Below are 17,623 nucleotides of genomic sequence, written 5' to 3'. Positions count from 1 at the left end.
CGGGCGGGCGTGCTCAGCCGACGGTCAGGACGAGCTTGCCCCGCACGTGCCCGGCGTCGCTGACCTGCTGGGCCGTGGCCGCCTGGTCGAGCGGGTAGGCGGTGACGGTGGTGACGAGCTTGCCGGCCGCGGCGTCCTGGGCCAGGGCGGCCAGGCGGGCGGTCGAGCGTTCCGGGGACCCCTGGGAGAAGGTGATGCCCAGCTGCCGTGCACCGAAGTCGGCGATGGTGACGATGCGCTCGGTGCCGCCCCGCAGGGTGATGGAGTCCGCCAGGGCTCCCTTCCCGGCCAGATCGAACACCGCGTCCACGCCGTCGGGGGCCAGCGCCCGCACCCGCTCGACCAGGCCCTCGCCGTACACGGTCGCGGTGGCGCCGAGCGAGGTGAGGTAGTCCTGGTTGGAGGGGCCCGCGGTGGCAATCACGCGCGCCCCGCGGGCCGTGGCGAGCTGGACCGCCAGCGTTCCCACCGCTCCGGACGCGCCGTGCATCAGCACGGTCTCCCCGGCGGCCACCCCCAGCAGGTCCAGGACCCGCTCGGCCGTCTCGCTGGCCACCGGCAGCGCGACGGCGTGCCGCCAGTCGAGGCCGGCGGGCTTGGGGGCCACGGCGGTGGCCAGCGCGTACTGGGCGTACGAGCCGGTGTCCGACCAGCCCAGCACCTCATCGCCGACCTGCACGTCGCTCACGCCCTCACCCAGGGCGTCCACCACGCCGGCGAGCTCGCCACCGGGGACGGCGGGGAAGGTCGTCGGGCGGACGGCCTCCAGCATCCCGGCGCGGATCTTGCCGTCCAGCGCGTTCAGCCCGGCGGTCTTCACGCGGACCCGGACCTGGCCGGGTCCGGGCTGCGGGACCTCGATGTCCGCCTCGTGCAGCACGTCCGGGCCGCCGAACCGGTCAAAAACGATTGCTTTCATGATGACTCCATTCCCTTTGGCCACCAAAAGCGTGGCTGGCCACATAATCAAGGTAACAGCAATCATGTGGCTAGCCAAGTATTCGTGCCAGGTGGTACACCTCGGCTCGCTTCGGGGTGCGCCGACCACTTGCACGGCCGACTGGCCGACCATGTGAACGAACGCGACGACCGCCAAGGTGTGAGCAAGGGTCAGCACCCCCCGGTGCCACCGTCCACCGCATCCTCGCCGAGGATGAATCGGAGAGCTGAGCAGTCGCCGGAGCTTCAAGATCAACTGGGCGGGCACCGGTTACCCCTGAGGAGTCGTGGACCCGTGCCCCGCGCCGACGGACGGGGCGGGCGTGTCGGGTCGTGATCCCCACGTCTTCGCGTCCGTGATGTCCACGCTCTGTCTGCCCCTGACCCTCGCGGCGCTCGGCATCATCGCCCGCGGTTCCGCGTTCGCCTTCCGCAAGGCCAGTACCGAGCTGTGGCAGCAGCGACTGTTCGGCGCGTTCTTCGCCGTGTCCTCGCTGGTCACGCCGTTCTTCCTGGGGGCCGTGGCCGGGGCGGTGGCCTCCGGCCGGGTGCCGTCCGGGCTGGCCGAGGGAGACGTGATCACCAGCTGGCTCAACCCCACGTCTGTGCTCGGCGGCGTGCTGGCGGTCCTCGCCTGCGCCCATCTGGCCGCCGTGTACCTGTGCGCGGACGCCGCCCGCGAGGACGATCCCGAACTGGCTTCGGCCTTCGCCCGGCGGGCCGTGGTGAGCGGGCCGGCCAGCGGCGCCGTCGCTCTCGCCGGTACGGCGGTGCTGCACACCGACGCGCCCGAACTGTTCCACGGGCTGACGCACAGCACGCTCCCGCAGGTGGTGCTCAGCGCGGTCAGCGGCGTCGCCGGGCTGGTCCTGTTGAGGACACGCCACTACGTGGCCGCACGGGCGGCGGCCGCGCTGGCGGTGGCCGCGATCCTCTGGTCCTGGGGCGCGGCCCAGTATCCGGCGATGCTGGTCGGCAGCCTCACGGTGGACGAGGCGGCCTCCCAGCCCGCCGTGCTCTCGGCCTGCCTGATCGCGCTGGCCTGCGGAGCCGTACTGCTCGTCCCGTCGCTGTGGCTGCTGTACCGCACCTTCCAGCGCTCGGACGCCTCGGCACCGCCCACGACGCACCGCGCGCCGAACTGACCCGGAGGCCCCGAGTCCGCTCCCGGCCGCACCGCGCGCCCTGAAGTCAACGCGCCGACGGGTTCGCCGTACCGACGTCACGCGCCGTACGAACGTCACGCGCCGTACGAACGCCCCGCGCCGTACGAACGCCCCGCGCCGTACGAACGCCCCGCACGGTATGTACGTCCCGCGAATACGGGCGTCCGCACGGTACATACGTCCGGCAGGGCATGTACGTCCCGCGCGGGCCGCCCCATCGCGCAGCCGTCCACTCCGTCCCGCCGAACGGTCAGCGCTTAGCGAGCAGGTCTCTCGGGAAGGCGCCTGCGGTGGGCGCGGTGCTCACGAAGGCCGTGTACAGCGATCAGGATCTGGTGGTGTTCCTCGAGGGCGCGGGCGTCCAGGACCCCGACAGCATCCCGGACGACGACCGGTGGACCGAGTGGAGCGGCGGCCACGATCCAACACGGAATGTGACGAGAGCACACCGCTTCGACAAGGCGCCGGCTCAAGCCTCGCGCCAAAACCGCAACGCCCGGCGCTCACCCGCCGTCATCGCGCCCCACACGCCCTCGTACTCGCCGCTGCGCAAAGCCCAGCTACCGCAGGCTGTCACGACAGGGCACCCGTGGCAGACAGCGCGAGCCTGCTCGATCTGCCGGCGCGACAGACCGTCCTCGCCGATCGGGAAGAAGAGCTCGGGGTCTTCAAAGCGGCACGCTGCCAAGTCACGCCAGTTCACGCGCGGCCTCCCCGGAAGTCCGTCACCTGGACGACGTCACAGGCATGTGAGAAGAGGCGACTGGAAAAGAGAGAAGACATCACCACGACCTCCGCGGGTCACACGTCGGCTACCCGCTTTCGGGCAGCCCGTTCGAGCGGTGCTTAACGCACGGCACCATCCGGCAGAGGTAGCAGCAATATAAGGCTAATTGCCGGTTTGGTACAGGCCCGCTGTTCCAGCAGGTGTGCCGTCAGCCCATGCGTTCATGGCGTCGGGCATGAGGTTCATGATCGTCAGTGAAACCTCGACGAGGTCGACGTCGCGCCCGTGGAGCATGACACCGGGCGGCTGGCCAGCTGACGCTGGAGGAGACGCAGGACCTGCTCAAAGTCTTGCGCACGGTCGGGCGGAGGAAGGCGGAACCGCCGCTGACTTCGGCATGAAGGCCACGGCCATCCTGCCGGCGGGCGAGCGGCTCCTCGCTACGGTCGCCTACCGGCTGCGCAGGAGGAGCAGGGCGATGTCGTCGGTGCGGGTGTGGTGGAGGCCGGCGTGGTGCAGGAGGCTGTCGGCCAGGTCGTCGAGGGGCCGGTCGCCGTTGCTGGTGAGGTGGTCGGCGAGGTCTGTGATGGAGTCGGTGATGTCGGTGTCGGGGGTTTCTACGAGGCCGTCGGTGTAGAGAGCGAGGAGTGACCCCGCCGGGAACGCGATGGTGGTGACTGGGTAGTCGGCCTCGCTGCCCGCGCCGATGCCGAGCAGAGGTCCCGGTTCCACCCCGAGCGCGATGGCGTGCGGTGTGGGCGCGGGGCTGCGCAGAAGTGGGGGCGGATGTCCTGCGCTGGCCAGGTGGAGGCGTCGCTCGGCGAGGTCGATGTGGATGTAGAGGCAGGAGACGAACAGGTCGGTTTCGAGATCCATCAGGACGCGGTTGGTGCGGGCCAGGACTTCGCCGGGCAACGCGCCGGCGGTGGCGTGGACGGCGGTGCGGACCTGGCCCATGAGGGCCGCGGCGTTGATGTTGTGTCCTTGTACATCGCCGATGACGGCGGCGGCGTCGGTGTCGCTGAGACGGATCAGGTCGTAGAAGTCGCCGCCGATGCCCACGCCGTGGGCGGCCGGCAGGTAGCGGGCGGCGACGGCGAGGTCGGGGAAGTGGGGCAGGGCCGCTGGTAGGAGGGCCTGCTGCAGACCATGGGCGAGGTCATGCTTGGCGTCGTACAGGAGCGAGCGGTCCATGGCCTGGGCGATGAGTCCGGCCAGCGACACGAGGACGGCGCGCTCGCTCGCCCTGAAGGGGTGCGGGTGGTCGTAGGACAGGACGCAGCAGCCGACACGGCGGTCGGCGACCAGCAGGGGCAGGAACGCCCAGGCCTGTTTGCCGCTGAGAGCCGGTGCCCGGGGGTAGGCGCGGGCCATCTCGGCGGGGTCGGCGAAGAAGGCCGGGATGCCGCTTTGCAGGACATGGCCGGCAGGAGTGAGGCCGGTGTCCAGGGGCAGGCCGTCCAGGCGTGCCACATTGCGCGGGTCGTAGCCCCGGTGCCCGGTGATCCTCAGGCGTCCGGCATCGACAACGGAAATGACCATGCCCTGGGCGCCGAAGGCGGGCAGGATCTGGTCGGCCACCACGTTGACGACGTCGGCCACGGTGACGGTCTGGCTCAGGGCGGCCGCCAGGTGGATCAGCTGGTGGATGCGCCCCGTGCCAGCTCTTTGCGGTGAGGCGCCCAGGGCCGGTGTGATGCCGGGCGGCGGTGCGTCCGCCGACTGCGGGTCGAGGTGGGGGGAGATGAGGGCGCTGATGCCGCTGTCGTCGGGGTAGAGCCGGATGTCGAGCCAGTGGTCGGGCGGGCGCAGCGCGGTGTAGGCGACGGGCTCGCGGCTGAAGACGGCGATGCGGTAGTGCTCCTCGTGGACGGGGTCGTCGAGCCAGGGCACGGACTGCCACGGCAGGGTGCCCAGGAGGCGGTCGGCTCTGCGGCCGAGCAGCCGGGCGGCGGCGTCGTTGAGGTAGGTGATGCGGCCCTGCAGGTCGAAGCTGAGGGCGCCGACGGGCATCCGCTGGAGCAGGTCGGCGGCGGCGAGCCCGCTCTGCGCGGGGTCCGGGTCAGGGCGGCGCAGGGGGACGGTGCGCGGCTGATCAGGAATGCTCCAAGGTGCAGGTGCTTGGTCCAGCACTCGGGTGATGCGGCTTGCGCTGGACTGGATGTGCCCGAGTTCTCGACGGGTCAGCGAGGGCGGGTGGCTCTTGGGCCATGCCAGCACCAGCACCCCCCACCGGCGGACACCGTGCAGGGGGGCGAAGGCCAGGGCGAACTGGTAGGGCAGCCCGGCGGCGGCGTTCGGATACAGGCGGGCCATGTCCTCCTGCCGTCCCACCCACACGAGGCGGTCCTCCCGCACCGCTTCCGACAGGGGTCCCGCAGCGGATACCGCCACCCTCCGCCACGGCGCTGCCACCATCACCGGCACCCCGCACACCGCCGTCAGGCACAGCACCGACTCGCTCGGCGGCAGCAGGTACACGCTGGCTGCCAAGGCCCCCGTGCGTTGCACCGTGCCACTGAGCACTTGGTCCAGAGCCGCCTCACCACCATGCGCAGCGAAACTGTCGTCACTCATATATCCGACAATATGTTGAGCCCCGTCATGGTCACCCTCCCGCAAGGCAGCGGAGTGTGCCAGACGGAACGCGTGACGCCACGGTGACCCGCCTGCGGCAGGAGAACGCCCGCCCGGCATGCGGCCGACTCCCACGGGGACGGTCCAGCAGCCTCCTCCGGGTTCGAGGTGTCGCGGGAGGTCCCTCAGCACACCGACATCAAGGGACATGCTTGCCGGGATGTTCACCGGAGAGGCCGGGTGGCACTTCTGGAGCAGGGCTCACGCCTCGTGGATCGCCAGTTCGTCCGGAAGCCGTGTCGGTCGTCGCTTCCTGGCCATCGTGGGCGAGGAGCACGCTCGCGCGCTCGCTTCGGGACCGCCGACTCGCTCGCCCGTTGCTCCCAGCCCGCCTACTGGGCCCGTCGCGGGGGCGTCGCCCGCCTGGCGGACCTCGGTCGGCGCTCTGACTGCGGTCCGCATGGCGCCTCGGTCGCCTCGTGCCACTGGCCGGTTGCCCGTGCCTTCCGGGTTTGGTGGCGGGCCGGGTGCTCTCGCCGGGCCGGGCCTATCCGGTGCCGATCAGCGCGACACCCAGGTCGTTCTTCGCCGACACGGTCAGGGTACGGCCGTTGAGGTGGGCGCCGCCGCCGGCGGTGGCGGTGCAGGTGTCGCCGGTCAGCGGGAGGTGGACGGCCGTGAGGACCGGCTGGTTGACGACCCCGCCCACGCCTGGCTGCGCGAACCAGCCACCCGAACCCTCCAGGCCCTGTTCAGCCCCTCCTGAGACCGCGTCCTATGTGGTGAGGCGTCGTTGGTCTCGGGGTACGTGGAGTTGGATCGTTCCGGACGGGTTGCGGGAGATCGCAGAATCGCTTATCCCACCGTCGAGGGTGCGGCCACAGGGTGGCGGGACGCAGGACACTGCTGATGAGACGCTGTTCGCGGCCATCATCTGCGTCCTGGTCAGCGGGTGCGTTCGGCGGGCCCTACCACCCTGTTTCGGGATATCGAAGTCGACGGCCCATCGGCGCTTTCTGATCTGGTCGAGGGCCGGAGTCTGGGGCCGGCTCCACAAGGAGATCCTGCACGGGCTCGACGACGCCGGCCTCCTCGATCCCTCACGTGCCGTCCTCGACTCCGCCCACGTCCGCGCTAAAGGGGGGTGAACTCACAGGTCCGAGCCCCGTGGACCAGGGCAAACCCGGTGCGAAAATGCACGTCCTGTCGGACGCGAACGGGCTGCCCCCCTCGTCGGCGTCACCGCGGCCGGCACCCACGACAGCCTCGCACTGAAGCCCATGATCACGGGTCACCAAACGAGACACGACCCCCACCGCGGCCGCCACTTCAAGCCTCAACGCCTCCACGCCGACAAGGCCTACGACATCTCCCGCCTGCGGAAATGGTTACGCGGCAAACGGCTCGTCCGCCTCACCACCGCCCGGCCCCTCATGTCACCGTGCCCGCGGCACCGTGAGGCGAGGGATCGTAGGCGCCGGTGGCGGCGGTCTCCCGCAGACGACGGGCGGCCGTGAGGAGGTCCTGGTGGGAGGTATAGAGGGCGTTGACACCGAACCGGAGGAGGTCGGGGGCCCGCATGTCGGCGACGATCCCCCGGGACGCCAGCGACTGGATCAGGCCGTAGGCGTGCGGATGGCGCAGCGCGACCTGGCTCGCGCGGCGCGCGGGGTCGGCCGGGGTGACCGGCTCGAAACCCAGGTCCGCCAGCAGGTCCTCGGCGCAGCGCAGGAAGAAGCCCGTGAGGGAGAGGCTCTTGGCGCGGACCTGCGCCATGTCGACGCCGTCGAAGGCGCTCAGCGCCGCCTCCAGAGCGAGCAGCGACAGCATCGGCGGGGTCCCGATGCGGGCCCGCGCGATGCCCGGCGCCGGCGTGTACCGCTGCTGGAGAGCGAAGGGATCCGCGTGTCCGTTCCAGCCGTGCAACGGGGTCTCCCAGACCGCGTGGTGACGCCGGGCCACGTACAGGAACGCGGGCGCCCCCGGGCCGCCGGAGAGGAACTTGTAGCCGCAGCCGACCGCGAAGTCCACCCCGAGCTCGTCGAGATGGAGGGGAAGCGCACCCGCCGCATGGCACAGGTCCCACAGGGCGAGCGCGCCCGCCCGGTGGGTGAGACGGGTCAGCGACTCCATGTCGTGCAGTTCGCCGGTCCGGTAGTCGACGGGCGAATAGCTGACGACGGCGACGCCGTCGCCCTCGTCGGCCAGGAACCGTTCCAGATCGCCCGGCCGCACCCGCCGTACGTCCAGACCGTGCAGCCGTGCCACCGAGTCCGCCAGATACTGGTCGGTGGGGAAGTGCCCGGGGTCGGTGACCAGCAGGCGACGGCCCGGACGCAGCGCTGCGGCGGAACTGAGCGCGCCGAACAACTGCACGCTGGTGGAGTCGCCCGCCACGGTCTGCCCCGGCGCCGCGCCGATGAGACGGCCGACAGCGTCGCCGACCCGGACCGGGGCGTCCCACCAGGCGTGGGTGTTCCACGACCGGATCAGACCGGTTCCCCACTGTTCGCGCACCACCTCGGTGAGGACCGGCGGTACGGCGGCAGGGAGCGGGCCGAGCGAGTTGCCGTCCAGGTAGACGACCCCCTCCGGGAGGAGGAAGCGGTCCCGGACCGGGGCCAGCGGATCGCCGGCGTCGAGGTCCGCAGCCAGTTCACCGAGTCCGGCGGGTGCGGTCGTCACGGTCGGGGAACCCCCTCGGAGTCGTGGGCGTCCGGCCGCGCCGCACCGGGGACGCCGGACAGGCGCCGCAGGATGCCGACGACAGCGCGGGCACCCGGTGCCCCTGGCTCGATGAGCGTGTAGTGGCCGGTGCCGGGCAGCACGACGGTCTCCAGGTCGTGGTGGACCGCCGCGTAGTCCGCGAACTGCGACAGCGGCACCTCTTCGTCCGCATCCCCGTGCAGCAGCACCGTCGGCACCCCCGTCGAACCGGCACCCGCGAGCAGGGTGAGCGGATCCACCGACGCCAGCCGCTCCACGAAGCGGGCCCCGCCGCCCAGGAGTTGCAGCGCCGCGCCGCTGCTCAGCTCGTCCCTGCGCGTCGCGTCGAGGTCCGTGAGCGGTGCCAGCGCCAGCACACTCGTCGGCAGGCTGGTCGTGTACCAGGGCGAGTCCGTCGGCAGCAGCCCCCGGGCCGCGCACCACAGGGCCAGATGGCCGCCCGAGCAGTGGCCGGCCAGCACGTACGGCCGCCCGCCGGGGAGTGTGTCGACTATCCGGGCGACGTCGTCGAAGGTCTCCGGGTAGCCGCCCGCCCCGCCCGACCTGCGGAACCCCGGCAGCAGCGTGGTGAACCCCTGCCGGGACAAGTAGGCGGCGAACGGGGTCAGATGCATGCGGTCGTAGCGCCAGTAGCCGCCGTGCAGCAGGATCACCAGCGGCGCGTCGGGGTCTTCGGCGGGCCACGCGTCGTACACCTGGTGCGGATGGCCGCCGTACGAGCCGTGCTCCGGAGCCAGTACGGGCTTGAGGCCCAGCACCCGCTTCTCCTCCTGCGCCGCGAACGCGGAGACGACCCTAGATGTCACCGCGGGCCGCCCACAGTTCGGGGAACACCGCGCGTGAGGCGCGCTGCTCCAGCCAGGCAAGGCCCGAGGAACCGGCGCTTCCGGGCTTGGCGCCCATCGCGCGGCGCACCACCATGACGTGGTCGTACCGCCAGCGCGAGACCAGTTCGGCGAGGTCGGTGAGCAACTCGCCCAGCGCCAGCAGCGGGTGATGCTGCGGACCGGCGTAGATGCCCCGCCAGACCGCCACCACCCCGGGGTCCATCTCGTACGGTGCGGTGAGGTCCCGTTCGCGTACGTGCCGGGGCACCGGCAGCCCCCGACGGTCCAGGAACAGCAGCACCTCGTCGTAGAGCGAGGGCTCCTGGTGTGCCTCGCGCAGCGCCTCGTGCACGGACGGGTCGCCCTGGTGCGCGCGGAGCAGTCCGGCGGACTTCTCGCCGAGCAGGAACTCCATGTGCCGGTACATCGCCGACTGGAAGCCGGACGCCTTGCCGAACGCGGCGCGGAAACCGTTGAACTGGACAGGCGTCAGGGCGGCGATGGGCTGCCAGGACCCGTTGAGGGACCGGACCGCGCGCGTGCTGCGCACCAGGGCGTCCATGGCCGTGTCCAGATCGTCCTTGGCGAAGGCCCCCCGCGCCGCACGCCACTCGTGCACGATCAGCGTGAACCAGAGCTCCATCACCTGGGTGGTGACGAGGAAGCCCATCTCGTCCGCCGCCTCGGTGAGCGGCTGCTGGAGGGAGTTGAGGACCGACGCGTGGACGTAGTCGTCGTAGGGGCTCGCGCCCTGGAAGGGCTGGGTCAGCGGGTCGTCCGCGGACAGCTCCGCGAGGGCGGACGTGCCGTCTTTCATGAGTGCTCCTAGAGGCTGCCGCCGACGGGAAGGGCAGACGATGACGGAGGCGCCGACCGCACACCGGCCGTCGGCGGTTGGCGGACGTTCGGACTACGGAGTCACAGCCCGAGATGGACGCCGCCGGTCGCGTCGATCCACTGTCCGGTCACCCATCGGGCCTCGTCGCTCGCGACGAACGACACGATGTCGGCGATGTCGGCGGGGGTGCCGAGCCGCCCGAACACGGACGCGGCCGAGAGCGCCTGCCGGACCTGCGGGTTCTGCAGGGTCGGATTGATCTCGGTCTCGGTGAACCCGGGCGCGACCGTGTTCACCGTGATGCCGCGGGGTCCCAACTCCTTGGCGAGGGACAGGGTGAGAGTGTCCAGGGCGCCCTTGCTCATGGTGTACGCCACGATCGCGGGGTACGCGATCCGGGCGGCGCCCGAGGAGATGCTGACGATGCTGCCGCCGTCGCGCAGTCGGCCCAGGGCGCGCTGGATGATGAAGAACGGCGCGCGGGTGTTGACGGCGAACACCCGGTCGTATTCCTCCTCCGTGACGTCCGCGACGGTACGCGGCAGGGTGATGCCGGCGTTGTTGACGAGGACGTCCAGCCCGGGGACCGCGCCGGATGCCGCCAGTTCACGGTCGAAGGCGGCCCACAGGGTGTCGGCGTCGCCGGGGACGCCGAGTTCGGCGTGCACGGCGAACGCGCGGCCCCCCTCCGTCTCGATCTCCTTGACCGTCCGTTCGGCGGCGGCCCGGTCGTGCCCGTAGTGCACCGCGACCAGGGCACCCTCCCGTGCCAGCCGCAGGCAGATGCCTCTGCCGATGCCGCGGCTGCCTCCGGTGACGAGGGCGGTCCTGCCGTGATGCCGCAGGGTCGTGGTCAAGGCCTACTCCTTCATGTGGGGCGGTAACAGCGGGACTTGGGGCAATGCGGGGTGCTCAGGCGTCGAAGTCGAGCGTGAGTTCGCCGGTGCGCGGACGGGCCCGGCAAACGAGCGTGAAGCCCGCGGCGAGGTCCCGGGAGTCGAGGGCGTGCTGGCGGCCGAGCGCCACCTCGCCGGAGAGGACCTTGGCACGGCAGCTCCCGCACACGCCGTCGCGGCAGGCGTAGGGCACTTCGGGGCGGGCCCGCAGGACGGCGTCGAGGATTACATCGTCCTCCGGGGTCATCGTGACGTGGCTGGTCCGCCCGTCCAGTACGGCGGTGACCCGGCCGTGCCGGGAGGCGGGGGCGGCGGGGACGGGTTCGGGCGGTGCGCCCTCGGTGGAGAACAGTTCGGAGCGGACACGGTCCGCGGGCGCGCCCCACGCGGTGAGGGCCGCTCGCGCCGTCTCGACCAGTCCGTAGGGTCCGCACAGCGCGAACGTCGTGTCCGGCCCGGGACGCGCGTCGAGGAGTGCGAGCAGCCTGCGGAGTCTGGGCGCGTCGATGCGACCGGTGAACAGTTCGCTCTCGCGCCGTTCCCGCGAGAGGACGTACAGCACGGTGAACCGGTCCACGAACGCGTCCTTGAGCTCGGCGAGTTCGTCCGACAGCAGCGCCGTCCGGGCCGTGCGCGCCGCGTGGACCAGCGAGACCCGGCAGCCCGGGTCGGCGCGCAGGGCCGCGGCGGCCATCGCGGCGAGTGGGGTGACGCCGCAGCCGCCCGCGATCAGGACATGGTGTCCGCCCGGGGTCACGGGCAGCCCGAAGTGCCCTGTGGGCGGGGCAAGTTCGAGCTGGTCGCCTACCACGAGCGCCGTCAGGGCGTACGCGCCGAAGCCCTCTTCGCTGTTGCGCTTCACCACGACGCGCAGGGCGGCCGGGTCACCGGGCGGCGGGCACACCGAGTAGCTGCGCCGCAGTTCCCCGCCCGATCGCCGGTGCCGCACGACGACGTGCTGACCGGGCCGGTGGACGAACCGCGCCTTCAGGGCCGCGGGAACGTCCAGGGTGACGGCCACGGTGTCCTCGGTCATCAGGTCGAGCCGGGTGACCGCCAGCCGGAACCAGCCGGTGCGCGGGGCGGCCGCGCCCTCCGGTGCTGTATGCCCTTCCTCCGAGGCGGTGTCCACGGGGGCCGGACCGACGTGGGCTGTGTTCATGGAGTCACCTCACATCGCCGTCATCGAAGCGAAGGACTCCTGGCAGGCCGTGCACCGCAGCAGCGACTGGCAGCGGGCCGGACCGAAGGGGCTTTGCGGCCGGGTGGCCCGCGATCCGCAGTGCGGGCACGGCACGCCGAGAGCCAGGTGTACGGTGCCGGCGGCTCCCGTGGGCGACGGCGGGGCGATGCCGTGGGCGGCGAGTTTCGCACGGCCCGACGCCGTGATGCGATCGGTGGTCCAGGCGGGTGCCAGTACCTGGCGCACCCGGCCGTCGGGGTGGCCGCAGTCGGCGAGCACCTCCGCGACGGAGGACGCGATGGCCGGCAGCGCCGGGCACCCCAGGAACGTAGGGGTGATCTCCACGTCGAGGAGACCGTCAGCGGCTGTCGTGACCGCGTGGATCACACCCAGCTCGGCCAGGCTGATCATCGGCAGTTCCGGGTCCGGTAGCGCGCCCACCCGGGCGCGGACCTCCTCGGCGGACAGCCCGGTCACCAGGTGCCCCCAGGGAACTGGCGGTGCACCGACTGCAGTTCGGCGATCAGCGGCGCGAACTCCTCGGTGTGCAGGCCGTCCCGGCCGCCGCGCGACTGCCGGCCCGGCGCGGGCACGGTGAGTCCGGCCCGTGCCACGACGGCACCCGTCCGCTCCTGCCACCGGGCGCGCGGCGGACCGGACGAGGGCACGGTCCCGGCCCGGACGAGTCGGCGCAGCACGTCGTCCTCGTCGAACAGTTCGGCGGTGTACGGCCACACCCGGTCCAGGCCCGCCTGCATGCGGCGGGTGCTCTCCGGTGTGCCGAGGCCCAGCCGGACCGTCCAGTTGTCGGCGTGCAGACGGTGGTAATCGACCTCCCTGGCGGCCCGCGCGCCGAACGCGGCCAGTTCTCCGTGCGCGCAGCCGGCCAGGGCCTCGTAGTGCAGTACGGCGTAGTGCGTGTAGGCGAGCTGCCGGGCCACGGTCACCGCGAAGTCGCCGTTGGGCAGCTCCGCGAGGAGGACGTTGCCGAACTCGCGTTCCGTGCGCCCGAAGGCGAGGTCGTCCTCGGAGCGTCCGGTGCCGTCCAGCCGGCCGCTCCACGCCAGCAGGGTGCGGGCGTGGCCGATGAGGTCGAGGGCGATGTTGGACAGCGCCAGGTCCTCCTCGATCGTCGGCGCCCGCGTGATCCACTGGCACAGCCGTTGGCCGAGAACGAGGGCGTCGTCGCCGAGACGCCGGGTGTACAGGGCGAGATCGTCGTCGGGGGCGGAGCCGACAAGGGCGTCGTCGGGGGCGGATCCCACGCGGGCCTCGTCGGGAGCACCGCCGGACCGCCGCCGGGCGGCGTCGTCGGGAGCGCTGCCGGACCGCACCCCGGGGACGGTGCCGGGGCGCTCAGCCATCGTCTTCGCCTCCTTCGGCCAGCGGCGCGAACTGTTCGGGGTACCGGTACGGCTTGTGCCGGGCGTTGCTGAAGAAGGGGTCGCGTTCGTCGGGGGACGCGGCGTGCACCGCGTCCGAGCGGACCACCCACAGCGAGAGCGGATCGCCGCGCCGGGCGTGCAGGTCACGGGCGTGCCCCAGGGCCATGTCCGCGTCGACGGCCCGTACCGACCCGACGTGCTGGTGAGCGAGTCCTCGGTGCGGTCGCAGGAAGACCTCCCAGGACGCCATCGAGCCCTCCGCCGGCCGGGTCATGCGACCGGCTCCGTCGCGCCGCCGCCGTTCGCCCCGCCCTCGGGTACGCCGCCGTTCGGCGCGGTCCCGAGGCCGCGGGCGTCCGTCGAGCTCGCGGCGATCCCCGTGCCGTCCGCCTGTCCGGTCTTCTCCGTGTCAGGCCTCCCGGCGTATCGCATGTCCGCGCTCCCGGCGTTCTCCGCCTCCCCGCGTGCGGCGTACGCCGCGGCCGCCCGTCGCACCCAGGCGCCGTCCTCGTGCGCGGCCACCCGGTGGGCCAGGCGCTGCCTGGCGCAGTGGGAGTCGTCACCGAGCGCGCCCCGGTAGACGTTCCAGTCGATCGGACCGAAGTCGTAGTGCCCGCGCTCCTCGTTCCACCGGATCCCCGGATCGGGCAGCGTCAGACCGAGCCGCCGGGCCTGCGGCACACAGTGGTCGACGAAACGCTGACGCAGCTCGTCGTTGGTGTGCCGTTTGATCCCCCACGCGATGGCGCGGCGCGAGACGCTCGCGCCCAGCGCGGCGGTGCGTGCGTCGGCGCCTCCCGAGACGGTGTCGGGCGGCCCGAACATCAGCGCCACCGCCGGCAGCCACCAGCGGTCCACCGCGTCCTGGGCCATCTCCCGCTGCGCGGGCGTCCCTTCGCACAGCGACCGCATCAGGTCGTAGCCCTGCCGCACGTGGAAGGCCTCCTCCTGGCAGACCCGGCGCATCGCGCGGGCATAGGGCCCGTACGAGGTGTGGCACAGGGGCGCCTGGTTGATCACGGCGGCGCCGTCCGTCAGCCAGGCGATGGCCCCCGTGTCCGCCCAGGTGAGCGCGGGATAATTGAACGTCGCTGCGTAGCGCTGCTGCCCCCGGTGCAGGGCGTCCAACAGGTCGGCGCGGTCCACGCCCAGCGTCTCGGCGGCCGAGTACAGGTACAGGCCGTGGCCCGCCTCGTCCTGGACCTTCGCGATGAGCACCGACTTGCGGTGCAGGGAGGGCGCCCGGGTCAGCCAGCCGCCCTCCGGCTGCATGCCGATGATCTCGGAGTGGGCGTGCTGGGCGATCTGACGGATCAGCATCCGACGGTACCCGTCGGGCATCCAGTCGCGTGGCTCCACGGTCTCGCCCGCGCCGAGCAGCCCCTCGAAGTGCGCGAGGAGTTCCTGCTCCGTCACAGGAGCCACAGGAGCCACAGGAGTGGCGTCGGCCGTCGTTCCGCAGGCGTTCACGCGGCTCCGTCCCCGCCGGTCCGCGTCCCCGCCCTGCCGGGACCGTACGGGCTCTGGGCAGGACTCGGGCGTCCGGCGAGAATCCGGCACCCGGCAGGACTCGGACGCCCCGCTTGACCCCCGGCACCGCCTCCGCGCCCCGCCCCGGCTCGCACGTGCTGGGTGAGCACCCGCATCACTCCCTCTGCCCCTCTGCTGTGACTGCCCGCCCGCCGCCGTGTCACGTGCCGCGGGCAGAACCCTCACGGAGAAGAGAGGCCCCGGTGTGCCCGCGCTATCCCCGCCGGCCCCGCCCGCCCGCGTGACGAAGGTCACCCGCGGGGGCGGGGAGTGCGGGACGCCGTACGGGCCTCTTCTTCTAGCGACACACGGGCGTCGCCCGGACGGTGGACGGTCGCGACCAAGCGAAAGGGGAAGCCATGAGCACCATCAGGACGCTGCTGGTCGAACTCACCGGCACGGCCGAGTACGCGGACGCCATCGGCGACGATGCCGACCTCGCCGGCAGCGGCATCGACTCCGGCGATCTGGTGCGCCTGGTCCTGCTCGTCGAACAGCGCACGGGTGTGGAGATCACCGCCGACGACATGGAGAAGCTGCGCACGATCGCCGACTACGAACGTTTCGTCGCCGAGCGCTCCGTCGCCGGGCCCGCCGGCGGTGCGTGATGTGGCTGACACAGCTGGTGGAGCGCAACCGCCAGTGCTTCCCCGACCGGACCGCGCTCGTCGACGAGCGGCGCGGCGTCACCTGGAAGCAGTTCGCCGAGCGCACGGCCGAGCTCGCCCGAGGGCTCGCCGGACTCGGCATCGAGCGCGGTGACCGTGTCGCCGTACTCTCGCAGGACCGGATCGAGGTGCTGGAGAGCTACTTCGCGCTCGCACGGCTCGGCGCCCTGTTCGTTCCGCTCAACCACAGCCTGACCGAGCCGGAAGTGGCCTCGATCATCGAACGTGTCGGGGCGGTGGCCGTGATCGGCGAGTCCGCCCTGCTGGACCGGCACCCGTCGCTGCCGAATCCGGTGCGGATCCGGGTACCGCTCGACGAGCCGGCGTTCGACGCGCTCGGCACGGTCGACGAGCCGCACGCGCTGCCCGACGTTCCCGACACGGCCCCGATCGCCGTCCTGCACACCTCGGCGACCACCGGCCGGGCCAAGGGGGTGACCGTCGACGAGGCGTCGTTCCGTGCCATCGCCCTCGGCTGGCTGGTGATGGCCCGCCCCACCGACGACATCGTGATGGTCAACTGCTGCCCGCTGTACCACGGCAGCATGGTCGTCTCGCTGACGTACATGGCCGCCGGGGCCACGGTCGTCCTGATGCCGGGCTTCACCCCGCAGCGTGCCCTGGCCGCCGTCGAGCGGCACCGGGCCACGCACGTGTGGCTGGTCCCGCAGATGCTGCGCTTCATGCTCCAGGCGAGGGCCTCGCACAGTACGGACCTGTCCTCGCTGCGCGAGGTCCTCTACGGCGCCGCCCCGATGCCCGTCGACGTGTACGCCGACGCCGTGGCCCGCCTCGGCTGCGGATTCCGCCAGGTGTACGGCATGACGGAGGTCGGCGGCCCCTTCGTGACCCTCGGCCCGGACGAGCACCCCGCGCCCGGCGACGCGACCGTGCGCATCCCGTGCGGCCGGGTGGTGCCGGGCATGTCAGCGCGCGCCGTCGGCCCCCGGGGGCAGGAGGTGCCGCGCGGTGAGATCGGCGAGATCGCGGTCCGGGGACCGGGCATCATGCAGGGGTACTGGAACGACGCCGAGGCCACCCGTGACATCACCCTCGACGGCTGGATCCTCACGGGAGACCTGGGCTTCATCGACGAGGGCGGGCGCATCCATCTCGTCGACCGCAGCAAGGATCTGATCATCCGCGCGGGTCAGAACGTGTACCCCTCGGAGATCGAACGCGCGCTGATGACCCATCCCGCGGTCAGGGACGCGGCGGTCGTGGGCATCGCCGACGAGGACTACGGCGAGGTGCCCCTCGCCTACGTCGTCGCGAAGGAGGGCACCACGCCCGCCACGCTGCTCGGACACCTCGGTGAGAACCTCGCTCCCTACAAGCGGCCCCGGAGGATCGAGTTCATCGAGCAGGTGCCGCGCAATCCCGCGGGGAAGATCATCAAGAAGCTCCTGCGGACCTGAGACGGTCGCGTACACGGAGCCGGAGCGGCGCAACGGGCGGACACCGGTGGAGTCGGAGTGTCCGCCGTCGGCCGTCACCGGCTCCGCGGCCAGGTGGGGCCGGCCCGCGCCCGCCTCATCGACGGGACCGCGCCTGCGGGCCGCTCGCCCGCGCGTGGCGGCCGCGGCCGGGCCCGGCACGGCGGACCGCCGGGAACCGGGCAACTGAGCTGACCAGCATCGCTCTTCATGACGCAGTGATCGTCACCATCGGGCTGGCGTTCGCCGGCTACGTCACCACCTATCTCAACGGGCTTCGCCTGGCGCATCGCCAAGAGCGCCTGGCCCGGTCACCGGCAGCTCAGGGAGTTCTACGGGCCACTGTTCGCCCTCACGGAGGTCAACAGCCGTGTCCTCGGCGCGTTCATGGAACGCGACGCCCTCCCTGACGGCAGATCACCGTTCGTGCCCGAGTCACCGCCCGCGGAGGAAGAGCTCGCCGAGTGCCGGCTGTGGGTCACGACGGTCTTCCTTCCGAACATCCAGGCCACGCGCGACCTCGTGATCAGGCACGCGGATCTCCTGCGTGGACCGCGGATGCCACGACAACATCCCCCTCTCGTCGCCGCCCCGGCGGGGCGGACGGCCCCGGGCCGGCCGCGTCCCCGTGTGGGGAGAGGCGCGTGCGTACGGGGCCGTGCGGCGGGGCATTTATGGGCCGCAACGGGGGGGAGAAGGGGGCGGGGCGGGGGCGGGGGGAGGG

At 72.1% G+C, this 17,623-nt stretch carries 15 protein-coding genes and 4 pseudogenes; 6 read left to right on the top strand and 13 right to left on the bottom strand.

The window, feature by feature from the left end:
- Window positions 1-13 precede the first annotated feature (13 nt).
- Window positions 14-919, bottom strand: a complete 906-nt coding sequence (locus ACFWBD_RS38470) for an NADP-dependent oxidoreductase (protein WP_385677865.1) — start codon at window positions 917-919, stop codon at window positions 14-16.
- Window positions 920-1,226: 307 nt separating this feature from the next.
- Between ACFWBD_RS38470 and ACFWBD_RS38465 the strand changes: the two genes are divergently transcribed.
- Entirely contained in the window at window positions 1,227-2,084 is an 858-nt protein-coding gene (locus tag ACFWBD_RS38465; protein ID WP_385677862.1) for a cytochrome d ubiquinol oxidase subunit II, read from the top strand.
- Between the two features lie 490 nt (window positions 2,085-2,574).
- Here ACFWBD_RS38465 and ACFWBD_RS38460 read toward each other — a convergent pair whose 3' ends face one another.
- Window positions 2,575-2,808: a WhiB family transcriptional regulator gene (locus ACFWBD_RS38460; RefSeq protein WP_385677859.1), complete on the bottom strand. Its 234-nt coding sequence runs from the start codon at window positions 2,806-2,808 to the stop codon at window positions 2,575-2,577.
- A gap of 474 nt (window positions 2,809-3,282) precedes the next feature.
- Window positions 3,283-5,409 (bottom strand): SpoIIE family protein phosphatase, encoded by a 2,127-nt coding sequence (locus ACFWBD_RS38455; protein ID WP_385677856.1) that lies wholly within the window; start codon window positions 5,407-5,409, stop codon window positions 3,283-3,285.
- Between the two features lie 118 nt (window positions 5,410-5,527).
- Here ACFWBD_RS38455 and ACFWBD_RS38450 point away from each other — a divergent pair.
- Window positions 5,528-5,773 (top strand): annotated as a pseudogene (locus ACFWBD_RS38450) (DUF6082 family protein); the annotation flags it as partial.
- A 186-nt stretch (window positions 5,774-5,959) separates the two neighbouring features.
- Here the strand turns inward: ACFWBD_RS38450 and ACFWBD_RS38445 are convergent.
- A pseudogene (locus tag ACFWBD_RS38445) lies at window positions 5,960-6,103 on the bottom strand (inositol monophosphatase family protein); the annotation flags it as partial.
- Between the two features lie 88 nt (window positions 6,104-6,191).
- Between ACFWBD_RS38445 and ACFWBD_RS38440 the strand changes: the two are divergent.
- Window positions 6,192-6,893: pseudogene (locus tag ACFWBD_RS38440) on the top strand (IS5 family transposase); the annotation flags it as partial.
- Here ACFWBD_RS38440 and kynU read toward each other — a convergent pair.
- The 9 genes from kynU to paaA all read right to left on the bottom strand — a co-directional run bounded on the left by kynU (window position 6,841) and on the right by paaA (window position 14,699).
- Window positions 6,841-8,094 (bottom strand): kynureninase, encoded by a 1,254-nt coding sequence (gene kynU, locus ACFWBD_RS38435; protein ID WP_385677853.1) that lies wholly within the window; start codon window positions 8,092-8,094, stop codon window positions 6,841-6,843. The pseudogene ACFWBD_RS38440 and the gene kynU overlap by 53 nt on opposite strands.
- The gene (locus ACFWBD_RS38430; protein WP_385677850.1) at window positions 8,091-8,942 is read right to left on the bottom strand and encodes an alpha/beta hydrolase; all 852 of its coding nucleotides are present in this window, start codon (window positions 8,940-8,942) and stop codon (window positions 8,091-8,093) included. The genes kynU and ACFWBD_RS38430 overlap by 4 nt, the downstream gene beginning before the upstream one ends.
- The gene (locus tag ACFWBD_RS38425) at window positions 8,932-9,780 is read right to left on the bottom strand and encodes a tryptophan 2,3-dioxygenase (protein WP_385677847.1); all 849 of its coding nucleotides are present in this window, start codon (window positions 9,778-9,780) and stop codon (window positions 8,932-8,934) included. Before ACFWBD_RS38425 ends, ACFWBD_RS38430 begins: the two co-directional genes overlap by 11 nt.
- A 101-nt stretch (window positions 9,781-9,881) precedes the next feature.
- A complete protein-coding gene (locus ACFWBD_RS38420) occupies window positions 9,882-10,658 on the bottom strand; it encodes an SDR family oxidoreductase (protein ID WP_385677844.1) in 777 nt (258 codons plus the stop codon).
- 55 nt (window positions 10,659-10,713) lie between these two features.
- Window positions 10,714-11,859 (bottom strand): 2Fe-2S iron-sulfur cluster-binding protein, encoded by a 1,146-nt coding sequence (locus ACFWBD_RS38415; protein ID WP_385677841.1) that lies wholly within the window; start codon window positions 11,857-11,859, stop codon window positions 10,714-10,716.
- A gap of 9 nt (window positions 11,860-11,868) precedes the next feature.
- Window positions 11,869-12,357: a 1,2-phenylacetyl-CoA epoxidase subunit PaaD gene (paaD, locus tag ACFWBD_RS38410; RefSeq protein WP_385677838.1), complete on the bottom strand. Its 489-nt coding sequence runs from the start codon at window positions 12,355-12,357 to the stop codon at window positions 11,869-11,871.
- Window positions 12,354-13,244 carry a 1,2-phenylacetyl-CoA epoxidase subunit PaaC gene (gene paaC / locus ACFWBD_RS38405; protein WP_385677835.1) on the bottom strand — a complete coding sequence of 297 codons (891 nt, stop codon included), beginning with the start codon at window positions 13,242-13,244 and terminating at the stop codon, window positions 12,354-12,356. Before paaC ends, paaD begins: the two co-directional genes overlap by 4 nt.
- Complete coding sequence (gene paaB / locus ACFWBD_RS38400) at window positions 13,237-13,539, bottom strand: 1,2-phenylacetyl-CoA epoxidase subunit PaaB (RefSeq protein WP_385677832.1); 303 nt, start codon at window positions 13,537-13,539, stop codon at window positions 13,237-13,239. The genes paaC and paaB overlap by 8 nt, the downstream gene beginning before the upstream one ends.
- The gene (paaA, locus tag ACFWBD_RS38395) at window positions 13,536-14,699 is read right to left on the bottom strand and encodes a 1,2-phenylacetyl-CoA epoxidase subunit PaaA (RefSeq protein WP_385677895.1); all 1,164 of its coding nucleotides are present in this window, start codon (window positions 14,697-14,699) and stop codon (window positions 13,536-13,538) included. The genes paaB and paaA overlap by 4 nt, the downstream gene beginning before the upstream one ends.
- A 455-nt stretch (window positions 14,700-15,154) precedes the next feature.
- Between paaA and ACFWBD_RS38390 the strand changes: the two genes are divergently transcribed.
- The 3 genes and pseudogenes from ACFWBD_RS38390 to ACFWBD_RS38380 all read left to right on the top strand — a co-directional run.
- Window positions 15,155-15,403, top strand: a complete 249-nt coding sequence (locus tag ACFWBD_RS38390) for an acyl carrier protein (RefSeq protein WP_385677829.1) — start codon at window positions 15,155-15,157, stop codon at window positions 15,401-15,403.
- A complete protein-coding gene (locus ACFWBD_RS38385; RefSeq protein WP_385677826.1) occupies window positions 15,403-16,881 on the top strand; it encodes a class I adenylate-forming enzyme family protein in 1,479 nt (492 codons plus the stop codon). Before ACFWBD_RS38390 ends, ACFWBD_RS38385 begins: the two co-directional genes overlap by 1 nt.
- Window positions 16,882-17,117: 236 nt before the next feature.
- Window positions 17,118-17,463 (top strand): annotated as a pseudogene (locus tag ACFWBD_RS38380) (hypothetical protein); the annotation flags it as partial.
- Window positions 17,464-17,623: the final 160 nt, after the last annotated feature.

The sequence above is a fragment of the Streptomyces sp. NPDC060002 genome (genome assembly GCF_042737245.1).
GTDB lineage: Bacteria > Actinomycetota > Actinomycetes > Streptomycetales > Streptomycetaceae > Streptomyces.
Note: the sequence above shows the minus strand (reverse complement) of the source record. Positions and strands in the feature narration are given on the sequence as shown.

Coding starts and splice junctions, on each gene's coding strand:
- ACFWBD_RS38470 (WP_385677865.1), bottom strand. CDS start 919: ATGAAAGCAATCGTTTTTGACCGGTTCGGCGGCCCGGACGTGCTGCAC.
- ACFWBD_RS38455 (WP_385677856.1), bottom strand. CDS start 5,409: ATGAGTGACGACAGTTTCGCTGCGCATGGTGGTGAGGCGGCTCTGGAC.
- ACFWBD_RS38425 (WP_385677847.1), bottom strand. CDS start 9,780: ATGAAAGACGGCACGTCCGCCCTCGCGGAGCTGTCCGCGGACGACCCG.
- ACFWBD_RS38415 (WP_385677841.1), bottom strand. CDS start 11,859: ATGAACACAGCCCACGTCGGTCCGGCCCCCGTGGACACCGCCTCGGAG.
- paaC (WP_385677835.1), bottom strand. CDS start 13,244: ATGGCTGAGCGCCCCGGCACCGTCCCCGGGGTGCGGTCCGGCAGCGCT.
- paaB (WP_385677832.1), bottom strand. CDS start 13,539: ATGACCCGGCCGGCGGAGGGCTCGATGGCGTCCTGGGAGGTCTTCCTG.
- ACFWBD_RS38390 (WP_385677829.1), top strand. CDS start 15,155: ATGAGCACCATCAGGACGCTGCTGGTCGAACTCACCGGCACGGCCGAG.
- ACFWBD_RS38385 (WP_385677826.1), top strand. CDS start 15,403: ATGTGGCTGACACAGCTGGTGGAGCGCAACCGCCAGTGCTTCCCCGAC.